At 67.6% G+C, this 15,679-nt stretch carries 16 protein-coding genes; 5 read left to right on the forward strand and 11 right to left on the reverse strand.

Features of this window, described 5'->3' with window-relative positions:
* Nucleotides 1-10 precede the first annotated feature (10 nt).
* Complete coding sequence (locus ACKI2N_RS05235; RefSeq protein WP_420995499.1) at nucleotides 11-1,453, reverse strand: efflux transporter outer membrane subunit; 1,443 nt, start codon at nucleotides 1,451-1,453, stop codon at nucleotides 11-13.
* Between the two features lie 732 nt (nucleotides 1,454-2,185).
* Here ACKI2N_RS05235 and ACKI2N_RS05240 point away from each other — a divergent pair.
* The 3 genes from ACKI2N_RS05240 (at nucleotide 2,186) to ACKI2N_RS05250 (ending at nucleotide 4,237) form a co-directional block, all read left to right on the forward strand.
* Entirely contained in the window at nucleotides 2,186-2,470 is a 285-nt protein-coding gene (locus ACKI2N_RS05240; protein WP_420995500.1) for an ArsR/SmtB family transcription factor, read from the forward strand.
* Between the two features lie 199 nt (nucleotides 2,471-2,669).
* On the forward strand, nucleotides 2,670-3,281 hold the full coding sequence (locus ACKI2N_RS05245) for a 2OG-Fe(II) oxygenase (RefSeq protein WP_420995501.1): 612 nt from the start codon (nucleotides 2,670-2,672) through the stop codon (nucleotides 3,279-3,281).
* Nucleotides 3,282-3,349: 68 nt separating this feature from the next.
* Nucleotides 3,350-4,237 (forward strand): LysR family transcriptional regulator, encoded by an 888-nt coding sequence (locus ACKI2N_RS05250; protein ID WP_420995502.1) that lies wholly within the window; start codon nucleotides 3,350-3,352, stop codon nucleotides 4,235-4,237.
* A gap of 13 nt (nucleotides 4,238-4,250) precedes the next feature.
* Here the strand turns inward: ACKI2N_RS05250 and ACKI2N_RS05255 are convergent, their stop codons facing one another.
* The 4 genes from ACKI2N_RS05255 to ACKI2N_RS05270 all read right to left on the reverse strand — a co-directional run bounded on the left by ACKI2N_RS05255 (nucleotide 4,251) and on the right by ACKI2N_RS05270 (nucleotide 7,973).
* Nucleotides 4,251-5,192, reverse strand: coding sequence for a GGDEF domain-containing protein (locus ACKI2N_RS05255; protein ID WP_420995503.1), 942 nt, complete (start codon nucleotides 5,190-5,192; stop codon nucleotides 4,251-4,253).
* 38 nt (nucleotides 5,193-5,230) lie between these two features.
* Nucleotides 5,231-5,911 (reverse strand): chemotaxis protein, encoded by a 681-nt coding sequence (locus tag ACKI2N_RS05260; protein ID WP_420995504.1) that lies wholly within the window; start codon nucleotides 5,909-5,911, stop codon nucleotides 5,231-5,233.
* On the reverse strand, nucleotides 5,892-6,272 hold the full coding sequence (locus ACKI2N_RS05265; protein WP_420995505.1) for a response regulator: 381 nt from the start codon (nucleotides 6,270-6,272) through the stop codon (nucleotides 5,892-5,894). The genes ACKI2N_RS05260 and ACKI2N_RS05265 overlap by 20 nt, the downstream gene beginning before the upstream one ends.
* Before the next feature lie 696 nt (nucleotides 6,273-6,968).
* On the reverse strand, nucleotides 6,969-7,973 hold the full coding sequence (locus ACKI2N_RS05270) for a zinc-dependent alcohol dehydrogenase family protein (RefSeq protein WP_420995506.1): 1,005 nt from the start codon (nucleotides 7,971-7,973) through the stop codon (nucleotides 6,969-6,971).
* A gap of 358 nt (nucleotides 7,974-8,331) precedes the next feature.
* Here ACKI2N_RS05270 and groES point away from each other — a divergent pair, with 358 nt between their 5' ends.
* Nucleotides 8,332-8,622, forward strand: coding sequence for a co-chaperone GroES (gene groES, locus ACKI2N_RS05275; RefSeq protein WP_017225479.1), 291 nt, complete (start codon nucleotides 8,332-8,334; stop codon nucleotides 8,620-8,622).
* 38 nt (nucleotides 8,623-8,660) lie between these two features.
* On the forward strand, nucleotides 8,661-10,304 hold the full coding sequence (gene groL, locus ACKI2N_RS05280; RefSeq protein WP_420995507.1) for a chaperonin GroEL: 1,644 nt from the start codon (nucleotides 8,661-8,663) through the stop codon (nucleotides 10,302-10,304).
* Between the two features lie 106 nt (nucleotides 10,305-10,410).
* On the opposite strand, the gene ACKI2N_RS05285 is transcribed toward groL, so the two are convergent.
* The 6 genes from ACKI2N_RS05285 to ACKI2N_RS05310 all read right to left on the reverse strand — a co-directional run bounded on the left by ACKI2N_RS05285 (nucleotide 10,411) and on the right by ACKI2N_RS05310 (nucleotide 15,669).
* Nucleotides 10,411-11,199, reverse strand: a complete 789-nt coding sequence (locus tag ACKI2N_RS05285; RefSeq protein WP_420995508.1) for a metallophosphoesterase — start codon at nucleotides 11,197-11,199, stop codon at nucleotides 10,411-10,413.
* Nucleotides 11,200-11,319: 120 nt separating this feature from the next.
* Entirely contained in the window at nucleotides 11,320-11,988 is a 669-nt protein-coding gene (locus ACKI2N_RS05290; protein ID WP_420995509.1) for a methyltransferase family protein, read from the reverse strand.
* Nucleotides 11,989-12,033: 45 nt separating this feature from the next.
* A complete protein-coding gene (locus ACKI2N_RS05295; RefSeq protein WP_420995510.1) occupies nucleotides 12,034-13,497 on the reverse strand; it encodes a VWA domain-containing protein in 1,464 nt (487 codons plus the stop codon).
* A 34-nt stretch (nucleotides 13,498-13,531) separates the two neighbouring features.
* Nucleotides 13,532-14,170, reverse strand: coding sequence for a TadE family protein (locus ACKI2N_RS05300; RefSeq protein WP_420995511.1), 639 nt, complete (start codon nucleotides 14,168-14,170; stop codon nucleotides 13,532-13,534).
* Entirely contained in the window at nucleotides 14,170-14,649 is a 480-nt protein-coding gene (locus tag ACKI2N_RS05305; RefSeq protein ID WP_420995512.1) for a TadE/TadG family type IV pilus assembly protein, read from the reverse strand. The genes ACKI2N_RS05300 and ACKI2N_RS05305 overlap by 1 nt, the downstream gene beginning before the upstream one ends.
* 66 nt (nucleotides 14,650-14,715) lie before the next feature.
* The gene (locus ACKI2N_RS05310) at nucleotides 14,716-15,669 is read right to left on the reverse strand and encodes a type II secretion system F family protein (RefSeq protein WP_420995513.1); all 954 of its coding nucleotides are present in this window, start codon (nucleotides 15,667-15,669) and stop codon (nucleotides 14,716-14,718) included.
* Between the last annotated feature and the right edge of the window lie 10 nt (nucleotides 15,670-15,679).

The raw sequence follows: 15,679 nt of genomic DNA on the forward strand, positions 1-15,679 counted from the left end.
CCGATGCAAATCAGGGGTGGGCCGCGGCACCCGTGCCGGGCGGAGCGGCGGATGCGGCGGCCCTGGCCGGCGCGGCGCGGGTGCCGGGGCCGGTGTTGGTGCCGCCGGTGCCGCCGGTGGGATCGGCCATGGCCAGCGCCTTGCTGTCCCAGCCGCCGCCGATCGCCATGATCAGGCCCACGCTGGCGGCCAGTTCGCGGCCGCGCAACTGGATCGCGGTACGTTCGTTGGACAGCGCCAGCGCCTGCGCCGTTACCACCGTCAGATACGTGGTCGTGCCGGCGCGGTACTGCGCCAGGCTCACGCGCTCGGCCACGCGCGCGGCGTCCACCGCCCGGTCCTGAACCACCACCTCATCGTCGAGCACGCGCAGCGCGGAGAGGTTGTCCTCCACGTTCTGCAGGCCGCTCAGCACGGTCTGGCGGTAAGCTGCCGCCGCGCCGTCGTAGGCGGCCACCGCCTGGTCGTTCTCCGCGTTGCGCAGGCCGCCGTCGAAGATGGTGCCGGCCAGCGTCGCGCCGAGCGCCCACACGCGCCCGGGCGGACCGAACCAGCTGGCCAGGCTGCTGCCGCTGCCGCCGCCGAGGGCGGACAGCACCAGCGATGGATAGTACGCAGCGCGCGCCACGCCGATATTGGCGTTGGCTGCGGCCATGCGCCGCTCGGCGCCGGCGATGTCGGGGCGGCGCTCGAGCAGCGCCGAGGGCAGCCCGGGCGGCACCACCAGCGGGCGCATGCCGAACGGCGCCGGCGGCAGCGAGAACTGGGCCGGCGCGCGGCCGATCAGCACGGCGATGGCGTGCTCCAGCTGGGTGCGCTGCACGTCGAGGTCGACCCCTTGCGCGCGCGCGGATTCCAGCGTGACCTGCGCCAGCGCCACGTCGCCCGAAGTGGCCACGCCGGCGCGGAACTGGCTCTGGGTGAGCTTGAGCGATTCCTCGTCGGCGGTGACCGTGCGGGCGAAGAGGTCCTTGAGCACATCGGTCACGCGCAGCTGGACATAGTCCTGCACCACCTCGCCCTGGATGGACAGGCGGGCGGCGGCGAGGTCGGCGGCGCTGGCCTGTGAGTTGTCGCGGGCAGCTTCGATGGTGCGCCGCACCTGTCCCCACAGGTCGACTTCCCAGCTGGCGTTCAGCGTGCCTGTCTGCGTGGTCGCCATGGTTCTGGTGCCCTGCGTATCGGTGCGCGAGCGCATCGCCGACACACCGGCACCCACCGTGGGAAACAGGCCGGCGCGCGCGGCCTGCACCATCGCGCGCGCCTGCCGGTATTGCGCCTCGGCCTGTCGCAGGGTCTGGTTGGCCGCGTTGGCTTGTGTCACCAGTTCGTCGAGGCGGGTATCGCCGAAGCTGCTCCACCAGTCCCGGCTCAGGTCCACTTGCCGCGGTTCGGCGATCTTCCATTTCTGGTCCGCCGGCGCGACCTCGCCGTAGGCCGCCGGCAGGTCCATCGGCGGGCGCCGATAGTCGGGGCCGACGGCGCAGCCGGCGAGCCAGGCGCAGGCCAGGGCAACGCAGAGCAGGCGTGGCGGAAGCGGGCGCGCTTTTTTCATGGGCGGGAGAAACGGTCGGGCGTCATGGCCAAGCTTCGATGGGGTGATGCCGGTTCTTGTGCCGCGCCGCAAATCCTGTCGGAGGTGTGTGCGTCGGGGCATTCCATGTCCGGCTGGATATGCACCACTGGCGCCGTGCCGCGGGGCTGTGTTAAGGCAAGCATAGTGCGAGGTGCAACGCGGTGAAACGCATGGCCCATTACTGAATATTTCAGCGGTTTACGCCGGCTTGTGCGGCGCAATGCGCGCCGCTGCGGCGATGTGCCGGCTCGCAGACTTCGTGACGCGCGGTGGCATGCGTGGGCCGCCGCGCTGTTACCGGATCTTGCATGCGGACGATCGGGGCTTGTGCGATGCGGCAGGATTGCCCTTCGCCGTGCGGGCCGGCGGGGGGCGGCCCGTGCCCGGGTTGCGTGGCGCGGTGGGCGGAGCGCTTGTCCGGCCGCCAGGCGGGCGCGCCGGGCTGTTGTAATCTTGTGTAATTGTGCGGCGGCGAGCGCTGGCAGGTTGCATTTGCCAGGGCTGCCGCGTAGAAAGTAGATGTCGGGCGGCGCAGCGGGCGTGCTGTGGAAAGCGGGGCTGCCGGCCGGCGCACGAAGACTATCTGGACGACGAGCGGGAAGGCGTGGCATGGAGACCGATCAAGAAAGCACACTCACCTATGCGCTGCTGACGGTGCCGGCGCGCGCCGCCATCTGCCGCGCGCTGCTGGAAGCGGGAGAGGAGGGCATGCCCGCCTGCGATCTGGCCGGCGTGGCCGGGCTGAACCTGGCGCGCGCCAGCCACCACTTCCGGGAACTGACACAGGCCGACGTGCTGGCCCTGATCATCCGCGACCGCCAGGTCGTCTATGCGCTCAAGGCGCGCCGGGCCGTGCGCATGGCGCTGGAATACCTCGACAGCGGCGGGATGTAGGTCGGGATGTAGGGCGGGAGGTAAGGCCGGGGATGTGAAGCGGGGGTGCGGCAGTGCCTTGCCGGCGCCGCCCCGTATAATCGCTGCCGGCGCGCCTGCCGGCCATGGCCAGTGTTCCGCACACGCCGCGCGGCGGGGCGCGCTTGCTGCCCGGCAGCCGCCGGTCGCCGCCTCACCTCATCCCCGCATTCCCGTGTCCATGTCAGAGCTGGAAAACCTGTTTGCCGCCCTTGAAGCGCAAGGCTGGGCGGTCTCCGATCATCTGGTCGGCGCCGAACTCGCGGCCGGCCTCCACGGTGAAAGCCGCGCGGCCTGGGAGGCCGGGCTGTTCCACCCGGCGCGCGTGGGCAGGGGCGAAGGCACCGCGCGCGCGGAGGACATCCGCGGCGATTCGATCCTGTGGCTCGGCGACCTCACGGCCGGCCCGGCCACGCGCGAGTTCCAGGCCTGGGCCGCCGAATTCCGCCGGGCGCTGAATGGCCGCTACTTCCTCGGCCTCAAGCGCGAGGAATTCCATTTTTCGCATTATCCGGTCGGCACCGCCTACAAGAAGCATCTCGACCAGCACCGCGCGACGCGGGACCGCCAGGTTTCGCTGGTGCTCTATCTCAATGACGAATGGGGCGAGCACGACGGCGGCGAACTGGCGATCTATCCGCCCGGCGCCGCGGATGGCGCCGCGCCGCACCGCGTGCTGCCGCGCCTGGCGCGGCTAGCGGTGTTCCGCAGCGACCTGATCCCGCACGAAGTATTGCCATGCCGGCGGACCCGCTGGGCGCTCACCGGCTGGTTCCGTACCGACGCGGCATAGCCGGGCGAGGCATTCCTGCCGCGCCTTCTTTCCCACAGCGTTCGACCTGAACGGGAGCAGTCTGGCAGATGGAGTGGAGCGATATCCGGATCTTCCTCGCGATCGCACGGGCCGGCAGCCTGGGCGGCGCCGCGCGCGCGATCGGGCAGACCCAGCCGACCATGGGACGCAGGATCAGGGCGCTGGAGCAGGCGCTGGGGCAGACCTTGTTCCAGCGCACCAGCGACGGCTTCGTGCTGACCGCCGAAGGCGCCGCCGTGTTCGCGCACGCCGAGCGCATGGAGGAAGAGGCGCTTGCCTTCGAGCGCCAGCTTTCCGGGCACGGGCGCGGCCTGGACGGCATGCTGCGCATTTCTTCGTCGGACTGGTTCGGCGTGCACATGCTCACGCCGGTGATCGCCGGCTTCATCCGCGCGCATCCGCGCGTGGCGGTGGAACTGGTGACCGATGCGCGGCTGTTCAGCCTGGCGCGGCGCGAGGCCGACCTGGTGTTCCGCATCCGCGCCTTCGACGAGGCCGACGTGGTGCAGCGCAAGCTGATGCACATGGACTACGCGCTCTACGGCGCGCCCGGCACGGCGCCCCCGCAGGCGGGCGGCGGCGAGGGCCATGCGCTGCTGACGCTGGATGCCGGCTTCTCCGACCTGCCCGACGTGGCCTGGATGCGCCGGCTGCTGCCCGCGGCGAGGGTGGCGTTCGGCAGCAACAGCCGCGAGGCGCAGGCCCGGCTGTGCGCGGCCGGCGCCGGGCTGGCGGTGCTGCCGTGCCTGCTGGCCGAGCGCATCGGCGGACTGCAGCCCATCGACCTGGGCGAGCCGCCGCCGGGACGCGACGTATGGGTAGGCTATCACCGCGACCTGCGCCGGCTGGGCCGGCTGCGCGCTTTCCTCGACGCGGTCTTCGGGCAGCTTGGCGCCGGCCAGGCGCAGGCGGCGCCCGCGAGCGGCACGCAATGAGGATACCGGGACGCTAGAAGGCGACCCGGTTGCGGCCGGCCGCCTTGGCGCGGTAGAGCGCCTCGTCGGCCAGGCGCACGAGCTGGTCCGCGCTGCCGGTGGCGGGGCCGGCCTGCGCGACGCCGAAGCTCGCGCTGACCGTGATGGACCGGCCCGCATAGCGGACCGTCTCGGCCCGGATGGCGCTGCGGATCCGTTCCGCCACCGCGACCGCGTCGGCGAAGGCCGTGTTCGGCAACAGCGCGGCGAATTCCTCGCCGCCGTAGCGGCCCACCACGTCCCGGTCCCGCAGGCAGGCGCCCACGCGCAGCGCGACCGCCTTGAGCACCGCGTCGCCGCCCGGGTGGCCGTGGTCGTCATTGACGCGCTTGAAATGGTCCAGGTCGAAGATCAGGACGCAGAGCGCGCTGCCGGACTTGCGCCAGCGCTGGAATTCCTCCTGGAGCCGGTCTTCGATATAGCGGCGGTTGTAGAGCCCGGTCAGCGCGTCGCGTATCGATGCCTCGCGCAGCGCCTCCACGGCCTGGTCGCGCGCGCGCTGCGCAATGGCCAGTTCGGTCACGTCGAGGATGGTCACGCACACGGCGATGACTTCGTCGCCCTCCATGAGCGGGAGGAATTCGCAATCCTGCTGCATCCACTCGAGGTCGCAGGTGATCGGCAGGTCGTGCGCGAAGCGGAACAGGTAGGGCCGGTGCTCCCACGAGGTGAAGGCGCTGATCTTGAGCAGGAACACCGAGTCGAGCGTGCGCCGGAGCCAGGCCGCGGGCAGCTCGGGGAACAGCGCCAGCAGCGGCTGGCGCAGCGCGGCCGCGGCGCTCACGCCGCTGCGGTCCGCCATGAAATGGTTCCACAGCACGATGCGGTGCTCGCGGTCCAGCACGAACACGCCGCAGCCCATGCGTGCCAGCGCCAGTTCGTGCAGCCGCGCCTGCGAGGACGGGTCGATGGACATGTCGGGGCTCCAGGGACTGCCGGACAGGCCGGTCGCGGCTACAGGCTGGCGAGGAATTCATCGAGCGCCACGCACAGCCGGTCGATCGCGCTCTGCGCCAGTAGCGCGACCAGGTTGGCCTTGAAGCGGCTGCCCTCGATGCGGATATGGAGGTCGAGCAGCAGCGCGCCGCCCGCGGCCGGATTGCCGGACCTGGCGATGGCGCCGAAAACCTGCTGCGCATCGATCTCGCGCGGCACGGAGAAGGTCGGCACGCGGCCCAGCTGCCCGAGCAGGCCCGAGACGCACGCGCCCGCCAGCACGTTCGCCACCTCGAGCAGCAGGCCGCGGAATGCCATCTCCCGGCTGCCCTCGGCGGCCATGCCCTTGCGTCCGTAGAAGGCTTCGCAGAGGTCGCGCGCGCCGTCGCGCCCGAAGAACACCATCGTCTCGCCGGCGATATCCGAGCGGAAGCTCTGGCGGAAGGCAGCCATGTCGGGCATGCCGCCCAGCTGGCGCTCGATTTCCTCCTTGATCTGCTTCGGGTCGACCACGCTGATGCGCGGAATCGACAGCGTGACGAAACGGTCCAGCAGGCAGGCGAGCTTGGCGCCGGCCGCGCCCATGCCGATATTCGCCAGCTCCTGCAGCGCGTCGCGCCGGTCCGCGCCGAGCCGGGCCGGCACGCGCTGCGGCTTGCGGCTGTCGCGCGCGCCGCGCTCAGTCATGGTCGTGGTCATACAAACCGTACTCCCTGAGGATGGGCAGCAGCTTGTCGCGCGACACCGGCTTTTCGACGAAGGCGATGGCGCCGCTCGCGTTGGCGCGCTCCTTGGCACCCGTCTGCACGTCGGCCGAGACGATGATGACAAAGGTGTTGAGCTCCTCCCGGCGCAATGCCGCCAGCACCTCGTATCCGGTCATGCCCGGCATGGTGAGGTCGAGGAACATGATCGAGGCCAGGCCCGCGCGGTAGGCGGCCAGCGCCTCGATGCCGTTGGCAGCCTCGGATATCTCGATATCCCAGTCCTCCGGCAGCGCTCTGATGAGCAGCTTGCGCGCCAGGGTGGAATCGTCGCAGACAAGGACAGGGAGCGGCATGAATCTCCTCCGATCTATATTGATGTCCGCCGGGCGGGGGCGCGGCCCCTCTCTCGTGGCAGCCTTCGTGGTGGCCGGATGGTTGCGCCGGCAACCGGGTGGCGGTCCGCCGCATCTCGTTGCCGGCGGGATTCGCGTCGGACTCGCCGCGCCCGCGTCGTGCGTGAACAGGCCGACCCGCCTGTGGTGCGCCAGTCAACGATGACGCCGCCGCAATACGCCGGCGCCGCCCTCAATTAGATGGGCATGGCGGCCAAGAGTAAAGCGATTTGTGATTCGGGTTTCTATCAACGAAATTCGCTGCGAGGCCGGATTGCGGGCGAGGAATGCGGCGTTGGAGATTGAGATTATTCTTAATTTGAACTGGTGCGATCCGGGAGAGATGCTCACCGAGCCAGCCCGCGGAAGAACGATCCACGGCAAGGGGAAATGCCGGGCCTCTTGCGGCCTGGAAAGGGATATGGCGGCAGGCATGAAACCAGTGCGAAGCCGGAGGCGCATCGCACGGGCTGGAAAATTAAATGAGATTGCTCTTAATTTTTCTTAAGAGATTCGATGGAAAAAATGGTTGCGCGAAAGTCGGGAAATTCAATTCGGAATTCCCTTCGCGAGGAAATGGACGGGTTATCCGCCTTTGTTCTCCGGTTTGATTTTCCCGCCGGCCGCCGCGTATGGCGTGGCCGGCGCGGGTGCGGTCTAGCTTTGCGCGATTTCCACCACCAGCTTGCCCCGCGCCGTGCCGGTCTCGATGGCGTGGTGAGCCTCGATGGCATTGTCGAGGCCGAAGCGCCGCGGGTCGACGCGCGCTGCGAGCTTGCCGGCCTCGGCCAGGCGGGCCGCCTCGCGCAGGATCGCGCCGTGGTGCGCGCGGCCGCGGCCGGTGAGCAGGGGGATCAGGGTGAACACGCCGGAGTACGTCGCGGCGCGCAACGACAGCGGCGCCAGTTTGTGCGTGCCCCAGCCCAGGCAGCTCACCACGTGGCCGCCATAGGTGCGCGCGGCGAGGAAGGCGTTGTCGAGCACCTCGCCGCCCACCGTGTCGTAGACCACGTCGAAGCCGGCGCCCCCGGTGTACTGCCCGACATACCGCTCGACGGTAGCCGTGGCGAAGTCGATCGCGGTCGCGCCGTAGCCTTCGATGACCTCCCGGCTGGCGGCCGAGCCGGTGGCATAGACCTGCGCGCCGAGCGCGCGCGCGATCTGCACCGCGACATGCCCGACACCGCCGGCGCCGCCGTGCACCAGCACCGTCTGCCCGGGCTGCAGGCGGGCCCGGTCCACCAGGCCCTCCCACGCGGTGATGAACGCCAGCGGCAGCGCGGCCGCGTCGCGCATGGAGAGGCCGGCCGGCTTGCGCGCGAGGAGGTCGGCATCGACCGCGGCGTACTCCGCCAGCGACCCCTGCACGCCGCCCACGCCGCCGGTCATGCCGAACACTTCGTCGCCGGGCGCGAAGCCGGTCACGCCGGGGCCCGCCGCCTCCACCACCCCGGCCATGTCGATGCCGAGCACGGCAGGCAGCAGCTGGCGCGCATGCGCGGCGTTGCCGGCGCGGATCTTGGTGTCGAGCGGATTGACGCCGCTGGCCAGGATGCGGACCAGCACCTCGCCGGGGCCGGCCTGCGGCCTGGGAAGCTGGACGGGCCTGAACGGCGCGTTCGCGCTTTCGACGATCAGGGCCTGCATGGTGGCTTGGGACATGGTGGACTCCGTTTGGCAATGCGGTGGATGGATGCCCCCATTCTTGTGCATGCCAAAACGAAGATAAATCAACTTATCGGCATGTTTTCCATGCAGATATGCATGAGACGCCGGTAACGCGATCAGCGGCAGCGAGGCGGGAGCCCCGCGATCGCCATGCCCGGCGCAGGTTTCCGCTCACCCAAGGGTAAACACGTATCAAGTCCCTGACTTGAAAACGCAAACCCGCGTCCCTATAATTAGCACTCGTTGGGTCAGAGTGCTAACAGCGCTCTCTCAGCCTTCCGATTCTGCTGGCAGCTAGCGAAAGCGGCCAGTTTTGTGAACGTAAAATCACTTTTTGTACCAAGGAGTCCGTATGAATCTGCGTCCTTTGCACGACCGCGTGATCGTCAAGCGTCTGGACAATGAAACCAAGACCGCTTCCGGCATCGTGATTCCCGACAATGCTGCCGAAAAGCCTGATCAAGGTGAAGTGCTGGCCGTGGGCCCCGGCAAGAAGGATGACAAGGGCGCTTCGATCGCGCTCGACGTCAAGGTGGGTGACCGCGTGCTGTTCGGCAAGTATGCCGGCCAGGCCGTGAAGGTGGATGGCCAGGAACTGCTGGTCATGCGCGAAGAAGACATCATGGCCGTGGTGAACAAGTAATCACGCCCCCATCCGTACAGATTTAGGAGATTCAGAACATGGCAGCTAAAGACGTAGTGTTCGGCGACGCCGCCCGCGCCAAGATGGTCGAAGGCGTGAACATTCTCGCCAACGCAGTGAAGGTGACCCTGGGCCCGAAGGGCCGCAACGTCGTGCTGGAGCGCAGCTTCGGCGGCCCGACCGTGACCAAGGACGGCGTGTCCGTGGCCAAGGAAATCGAGCTGAAGGACAAGCTGCAGAACATGGGCGCGCAGATGGTCAAGGAAGTGGCTTCCAAGACCAGCGACAACGCCGGTGACGGTACCACCACCGCAACCGTGCTGGCCCAGTCGATCGTGCGCGAAGGCATGAAGTACGTTGCCGCCGGCATGAACCCGATGGACCTGAAGCGCGGCATCGACAAGGCCGTGGTGAACGCGGTCGAAGAGCTGAAGAAGCTGACCAAGACCACCACCACCAGCAAGGAAATCGCCCAGGTCGGCTCGATCTCCGCCAACAGCGACGAAGTGATCGGCAAGCTGATCGCCGAAGCGATGGACAAGGTCGGCAAGGAAGGCGTGATCACCGTGGAAGACGGCAAGTCGCTGGCCGACGAGCTGGAAGTCGTGGAAGGCATGCAGTTCGACCGTGGCTACCTGTCGCCGTACTTCATCAACAACCCGGAAAAGCAGGTTGTCGCCCTCGACAACCCGTTCGTCCTGCTGTTCGACAAGAAGATCTCGAACATCCGCGACCTGCTGCCGGTGCTGGAGCAAGTGGCCAAGTCGGGCCGCCCGCTGCTGATCATCGCTGAAGACGTCGAAGGCGAAGCCCTGGCGACCCTGGTGGTGAACAACATCCGTGGCATCCTGAAGACCGCCGCCGTCAAGGCTCCGGGCTTCGGCGACCGCCGCAAGGCCATGCTGGAAGACATCGCCATCCTGACCGGCGGTGCGGTGATCGCCGAGGAAATCGGCCTGACGCTGGAAAAGGCAACCCTGCAGGAACTGGGCCAGGCCAAGCGCATCGAGATCGGCAAGGAAAACACCATCATCATCGACGGCGCCGGCGACGCAGCCTCGATCGAAGCACGCGTGAAGCAGATCCGTGCCCAGATCGAAGAAGCGACCTCGGACTACGACCGTGAAAAGCTGCAAGAACGCGTGGCCAAGCTGGCCGGCGGTGTTGCCGTGATCAAGGTCGGCGCTGCCACCGAAGTCGAAATGAAGGAAAAGAAGGCCCGCGTGGAAGATGCACTGCACGCGACCCGCGCAGCCGTGGAAGAAGGTATCGTCCCCGGCGGCGGCGTGGCCCTGCTGCGCGCCCGCGCTGCCATCGCCAACCTGACCGGCGACAACGCCGACCAGAACGCCGGCATCAAGATCGTGCTGCGCGCCATGGAAGAGCCGCTGCGCCAGATCGTCCTGAACGCTGGCGAAGAAGCTTCGGTCGTCGTGGCCAAGGTCATCGAAGGCAAGGGCAACTACGGCTACAACGCCGCCACCGGCGAGTACGGTGACCTGGTGGAAATGGGCGTGCTGGACCCGACCAAGGTGACCCGCACCGCGCTGCAGAACGCCGCTTCGGTCGCCGCGCTGATGCTGACCACCGACTGCGCCGTGGCAGAACTGCCGAAGGACGAGTCGGCTCCGGCAATGCCGGGCGGCATGGGTGGCATGGGCGGCATGGACGGCATGATGTAAATCTGCCGGCCCGCCGTACCGGCAGCCTGCTTTACCCGCAGTAGCAAAAACCCCCGCTGGCGCGAGCCGGCGGGGGTTTTTTCTTTGGCGACAGCGCTGCGCGCGCTCAGATCTCCACGGTGAAGCACCAGTCGAAGGCCGGGTTCTCCAGCTCGCCGGTATGGCGGCGCACATAGCCGCGCGGGTTGCACACCACGCGCGCGCCGTCGAGCCGGTAATCGAAGCCGGTATGCGTATGGCCGTGGACCCAGAGGTCGGCCTGCGCGACCAGGTCGGGGCGGCGCGAGATGAAGCCGGCGGAAACCACGTCGTGCGAATAACGCGGGTCCAGGCTGCCGAGATCGGGCGCGTGGTGCGTCACTACCACGGTCTTGCCGTCGAACGGCGTGGCAAGCTGCGCCGACAGCCAGGCGCTGGCGGACTCGTGCCGCGCCAGCGCGTCGGCCGTGGTGAAGCGGCGCCGCTGCCCGTCCTCGCCGGCGGTTTCAATCAGGCGGTGGTCCACCATGCGGGCCGCGCAGGCCACCATCGCCTCCTCGCGCCGGCCGGTGCCGAACAGCGCGTAGTCGCTCCACCAGGTGGTGCCGATCACGCGCACCCGCTCGCCGCCGGATCCGTCGAAATATGCCACCGCGCCATTGAGCACGTGCACGTTCGCCGCCGCCCGCGCGGCTTCGGCCATGGCGGCATCGGCCGCATCGAAGGAACTCTCGTAGTACTCGTGGTTGCCCGGCACGTAGACCACCGGCTGGTCGAAGGCGCCGCCGGCCCAGTCCACGCCGGTGCGGCCGTTGGCGATGTCGCCGGCCAGCACCACCAGGTCGGCGGCGCAGGCGGGCATGGATGCGGGGAAGTCGTGCTCGAGGTGCAGGTCGCTGAGGATGCGGATCTTCATGCTGTCTCCATGCCGTGCGCGCGCCGCAACCGGCGCGCGTATCCGCATGGATTTTTCAGAAAAGGGCGGCCGCGGTCAAGCGCGGCCGCATTCCGGGCCGGCCCGCTCGATGCGCCGTGCTCAGAAGACGCGCGGGATCACGCGGGAGCGCACTTTGCCCTTGTAGCTCCGGTACGCGGGATCGTCGGACAGGAGCTTCTCCTCGCGGATGATCCGGATGCCCTGGAGCAGGAATTGCCCGGCAAATACCAGGAGGTTCTGCACGCCGAAGTTGGCCAGCAGGAAGCCGATGTCGGTCACGAAGTAGCCGAGATAGATCGGGTGCCGCACGAACCGGTAGGCTCCCCTCGATACGATGCCTCGGTTGGCCGGCAGTATGCCGAACGAATAGCGCAGCGACGCCTTCGCGAAGATCTGCCACCCCAGTCCGGCGATCTGGAGGCCGACGCCGATCGCTTCCGGCACGACCCGCGTGCCGGGCGCGAGCTGGAAGGCGAGGAAATAGTAGGTGCCGGCAAGCGAGCAGAGCACGGCAACGGGATTCCAGTCGCGCCGCGCCGGCGCGCGCACGACCAGTGAAAGGCCGAGCGTCAGGCACTCCGCCACCACCATGAGCAGGAGCGTGACGCGGGTCGGGTCGGCCATCCACTGCTTGATCGCCGCAACGGCGAACATTCCCAGCAGGAAGGCGGTGCTGCCTCTCAGGCAGGCTTCCAGCGCCGCATCGCGAAGGCGCAGCAGCGGCGGCAACGGGTCGCGCGCGAGCGGGATGGACTTGCTATCGATCATGATGCCTCCGGCATGTCGTGTTCTTCGGTGCGCGTTGCGTGCTGCCTATCTGGAGATCCGCAGGATCTCCGATGCCAGTTTCGAGAAGCAGGGCTTCAGGTTGTCGATGGTCTTGGCGTAGCAGTACACGCCGGAGGTCTGGTTCTTGTTGTACAGCGGCGCGTCTGTGGTGTTGGCCATGTTCTTGAGCAGGTCTTCGTCGAAGCCGCCGTTGCCGTCCAGCCCGAGCGTGAAGATGTAGACGTTGTTGTCGCGCAGGTAGGAGGCCATTTCGACGGGCACGTTGGTGGCCGCGTAGTAGACGTTCTGCGCCGAATAGGCAGACGTGACGGTGTACGGCACGCTGGTGGGGTAGATCGCGTACTGCTGGTCGGCGGCGTTGTGCGCGTTGTACCACTGCGGCATCGCCATCGGCTGCGTCACCGTCGTCGTCACGGTGCCGTTGCGGCGGCCGTTGTTGGTGTCGCCGGTGGTGGTGGTCGTGCTGAGGTTGGCGCAGGCGCCGGACATCTTGGTGTTCTGCTGCGAGATGACGTAGAACCCGCTGAGGCTGCTGCTGGGCGAGGTGGCCGTGATGCCGCCGGCGCATACCGTGTTGGTGGGCACCGGCGCGCTGGTCGTGGTGGTGGTCGTGCAGTTGCGGTTGCAGTTGGTGGTGACGGCGGTGGTCGTGACCGTGCCCATCTTGTAGCTGGCCGCCAGCGTGTTGGGCTGGCCGTCGGAGAAGAACACCACCACGCGCAGGCTGGAGCGGTTGCTGGTGATGCTGTCGAGCTGCGCGCGCGCCTGGTAGAGCGCCTCGGCGTAGTTCGTGTTGCCGCCGTTGCTCAGCTTGCTGATGGTGTTCTGCATGTTGGGGCGGTTGAAGCCCCGGGTGGTGGTGCTGATCGGGATGTCGGACACGCCGCCCGAGGCGAAATGCACGAGTCCGACGCGGTCCGACGACGGGCTGAACTGGTCGAGGAAACTGTTGGCGTTGGACTTGACGGTGCTCCACACGGGCGACATCGAGCTCGACGCATCGATCACGAAAATCAGGTCGAGATCCTTGCGGATCGACTGGGCCGTGGCGGCGACCGCCACGTTGTTGAAGCCGAGCACCTTCATCAAGGTGAGCGGCATGGTGGCCGAGGCCGAGATATTGATGGTGACGGCACCCGAAGTCGGGGTGTCGAACAGCACCGCCGGCGTGGCCAGCGTCGGCACGGCCTGCAGATAGCCGCTCGGGAAGTTGGTATCAAAGAAGTCCTGTGCTGCCTGCCGTGCCGCGGCCGCCTGGTCGGGCTGCGTGGTGCCGTTGGTGACGGCGCGGGCGGCCGCGACGGCGGCGGAGTCCACGGCCGCGTTTAGCTTTGCCTTGGTCACATAGGCCATGCCCGCGTCGATCGCGAGCCCGGCAATGCCGAGCAGGCCGATCATCGTTACGGCGGCGATCAGGGTGATCTGGCCGCGCTGTTTGCCTGCGCCCAGCGCGCGCGCGATTCGCGGTGTCGTTCCCAGGGTTCTCATGGCGGCTCCTTGCGTCTCGTTCTGGTGGCGGCAGTCAGAATGACGTGACCGAATACAGGTTCGGGCCGATGTCCGGCATCTTGAGCAGTCCCATGGCCAGCCCTTTGAACAGCATGTCGAAGTTGTAGTAAGACTCGACCACGTAGACGATCTGGCCGTCGGTGAGGAGGCCCGTCATGGCATTCGCGGTGGGCGACGTGCTGCCGCCGGCGGGCATGCCGCCGCAACTGCCGTCGCTTTGCCACTGGCCGGTGCTGCTGCCGCAATTCCAGACCTTGCTGCCCGGGACCGTGCCGCCGAGCGACCAACCCCCTGCCCAGCGGTACTGCTCGAGCACGATATTGCGCACGGCGCAATTCTTGCCGTTCTTATTGCACTCGTTGTCGCCCATGATCTTGGTGATGTAGATCATGCCGCGCTGGCTCATCTTCAGCGGAGGCGTGGTCTGGGCCAGCGCCACCATGATGTCCTGCGGCGTGTAGGCGGTGCTGCGCGAAGCGAGGCTCGCGCCCTCGCGAGTGAGATTGACCAGGATCAGGTTGGCCTGGATGGCGCGTGCAAAGTCGATCACGGGCAAGGTGAGGAAGATGAAGATCGGCAGCAAGATGGCGAGCTCGATGCTGGCAATGCCGCGTGAGGCGCGCCTGCGCGGAAGGGGGCGGATGCGGTTCATCAGAAGGCCTCGTTGCGCATGGTGGCGGCCACGCTGAACGTGTACTTGCCGCCCGTGGAGGAGAAGAACGCGGCCACCATTGGCGTGAGCAGTGGCCAGGAACAGTTGACCTGTATCACCACAAGGTCGCCTGCGCCGCCGAACATCGTGCTGCCGTTGGCCTGCGTGCTGCCGTTGACCCAGGTGGTCACGGTGGCGCCCGACATGTCATAGATGCCCAGCGACGTGTCGTGAATCTTGGCCAGCACGGCCTGGTAGCGCTGCTGGGTGGTGTTGGCCGGATCGAGGGTGCTCTGGCCGGTAACGGCGAAGCGCGCGCCCTCGCGTACGGCGTTCTGCATGGTGAGGTTGGCGAACATCATCATGCTGAAGTCGATGATGGAGAAAAACACCAGGAAGAACACGGGCGCCACCAACGCGAACTCGACGGCGCTGGCGCCGCGCTGGCGCAGGCGCCTGAGGATAGCCGAGGGTTGCATGGTAGGTCCTCCTGCCTTTGGTTGTGCCGGCCTGGCCTGCCGTCGCCGTCCGGTGTGGTGGACGGCTTATTGTCCGGTGCTCATCATGAACGGGATCAGCGACCGGTAGAACTGAATGGCCGGCGAACCCAGCAACACGACGAACAGCGATGGCAGGATGAACAGCGTCAGCGGAAACAGCAGCTTGACCGCGATCTTGGCCGCGCATTCCTCCGCGCGCTGGCGCCGCTTGGTGCGCAGCGTATCCGCGTGCACGCGCAACGAGTCGGCCACGCTGGTGCCGAAGCGGTCGGCCTGTATCAGCATGCTGACCAGCATGTCGATGTCTTCCACGCCGGTACGCAGGGCGAAGTTGCGCAGGGCCTTCTCGCGTGACAGGCCGGCGCGCAGTTCCAGCACCAGCAACTCGAGCTCCTCTCCGAGGGCGCTGTTTTCGTCACGGAACTCCTCCACAACCTTGAGCAGCGCCGCGTCGAGCGCCAGCCCGGCCTCGACGCAAACCGTGATCAGGTCGAGCGTGTCGGGAAACGCTTCGAAGATCGCCTCCTTGCGTACGCGGATGCGGCGGCGCAATACCAGGTCCGGCAGGTAGAAGCCGGCGATGGCGGAAGCCAGCAGCGCGGCAGGCAGCAAGCGTGGGTTGTCTTCGCCGATCATGCCGCGCGTGAGCAGCAGCACCAGTAGCGGGAACGCGATGGCCAGCACTGTCTTGGCCGCGAAGTACACCGCCACCGCCGACGGGCTGCGCCAGCCGGCGTTCATGAAGCGGGTGCGGATGGAGGAGGATTCCCAGCCCTCCTTCGGCAGGGCAAGCTTGGCCAGCGGCTTGGAGAGCCGTTCCAGCTTGCGCATCCAGTCATCCTGCAGCACGGAGGGCACACCGTCGCCTGTGGCTGATTTGCTCACCTGGGTGATGCGGCGGCGCAGGATATCGGGCTGGAACATCATCATGGCGGCCAGCGTCACGCCGAAGGCCACCAGGAAGGCCAGGACAAGGATCAGTATTTGCTCGATTCGCATGATTTTCCTC

It is taken from the genome of Cupriavidus sp. 30B13, from assembly GCF_049059565.2.
Classification (GTDB): Bacteria; Pseudomonadota; Gammaproteobacteria; order Burkholderiales; family Burkholderiaceae; genus Cupriavidus.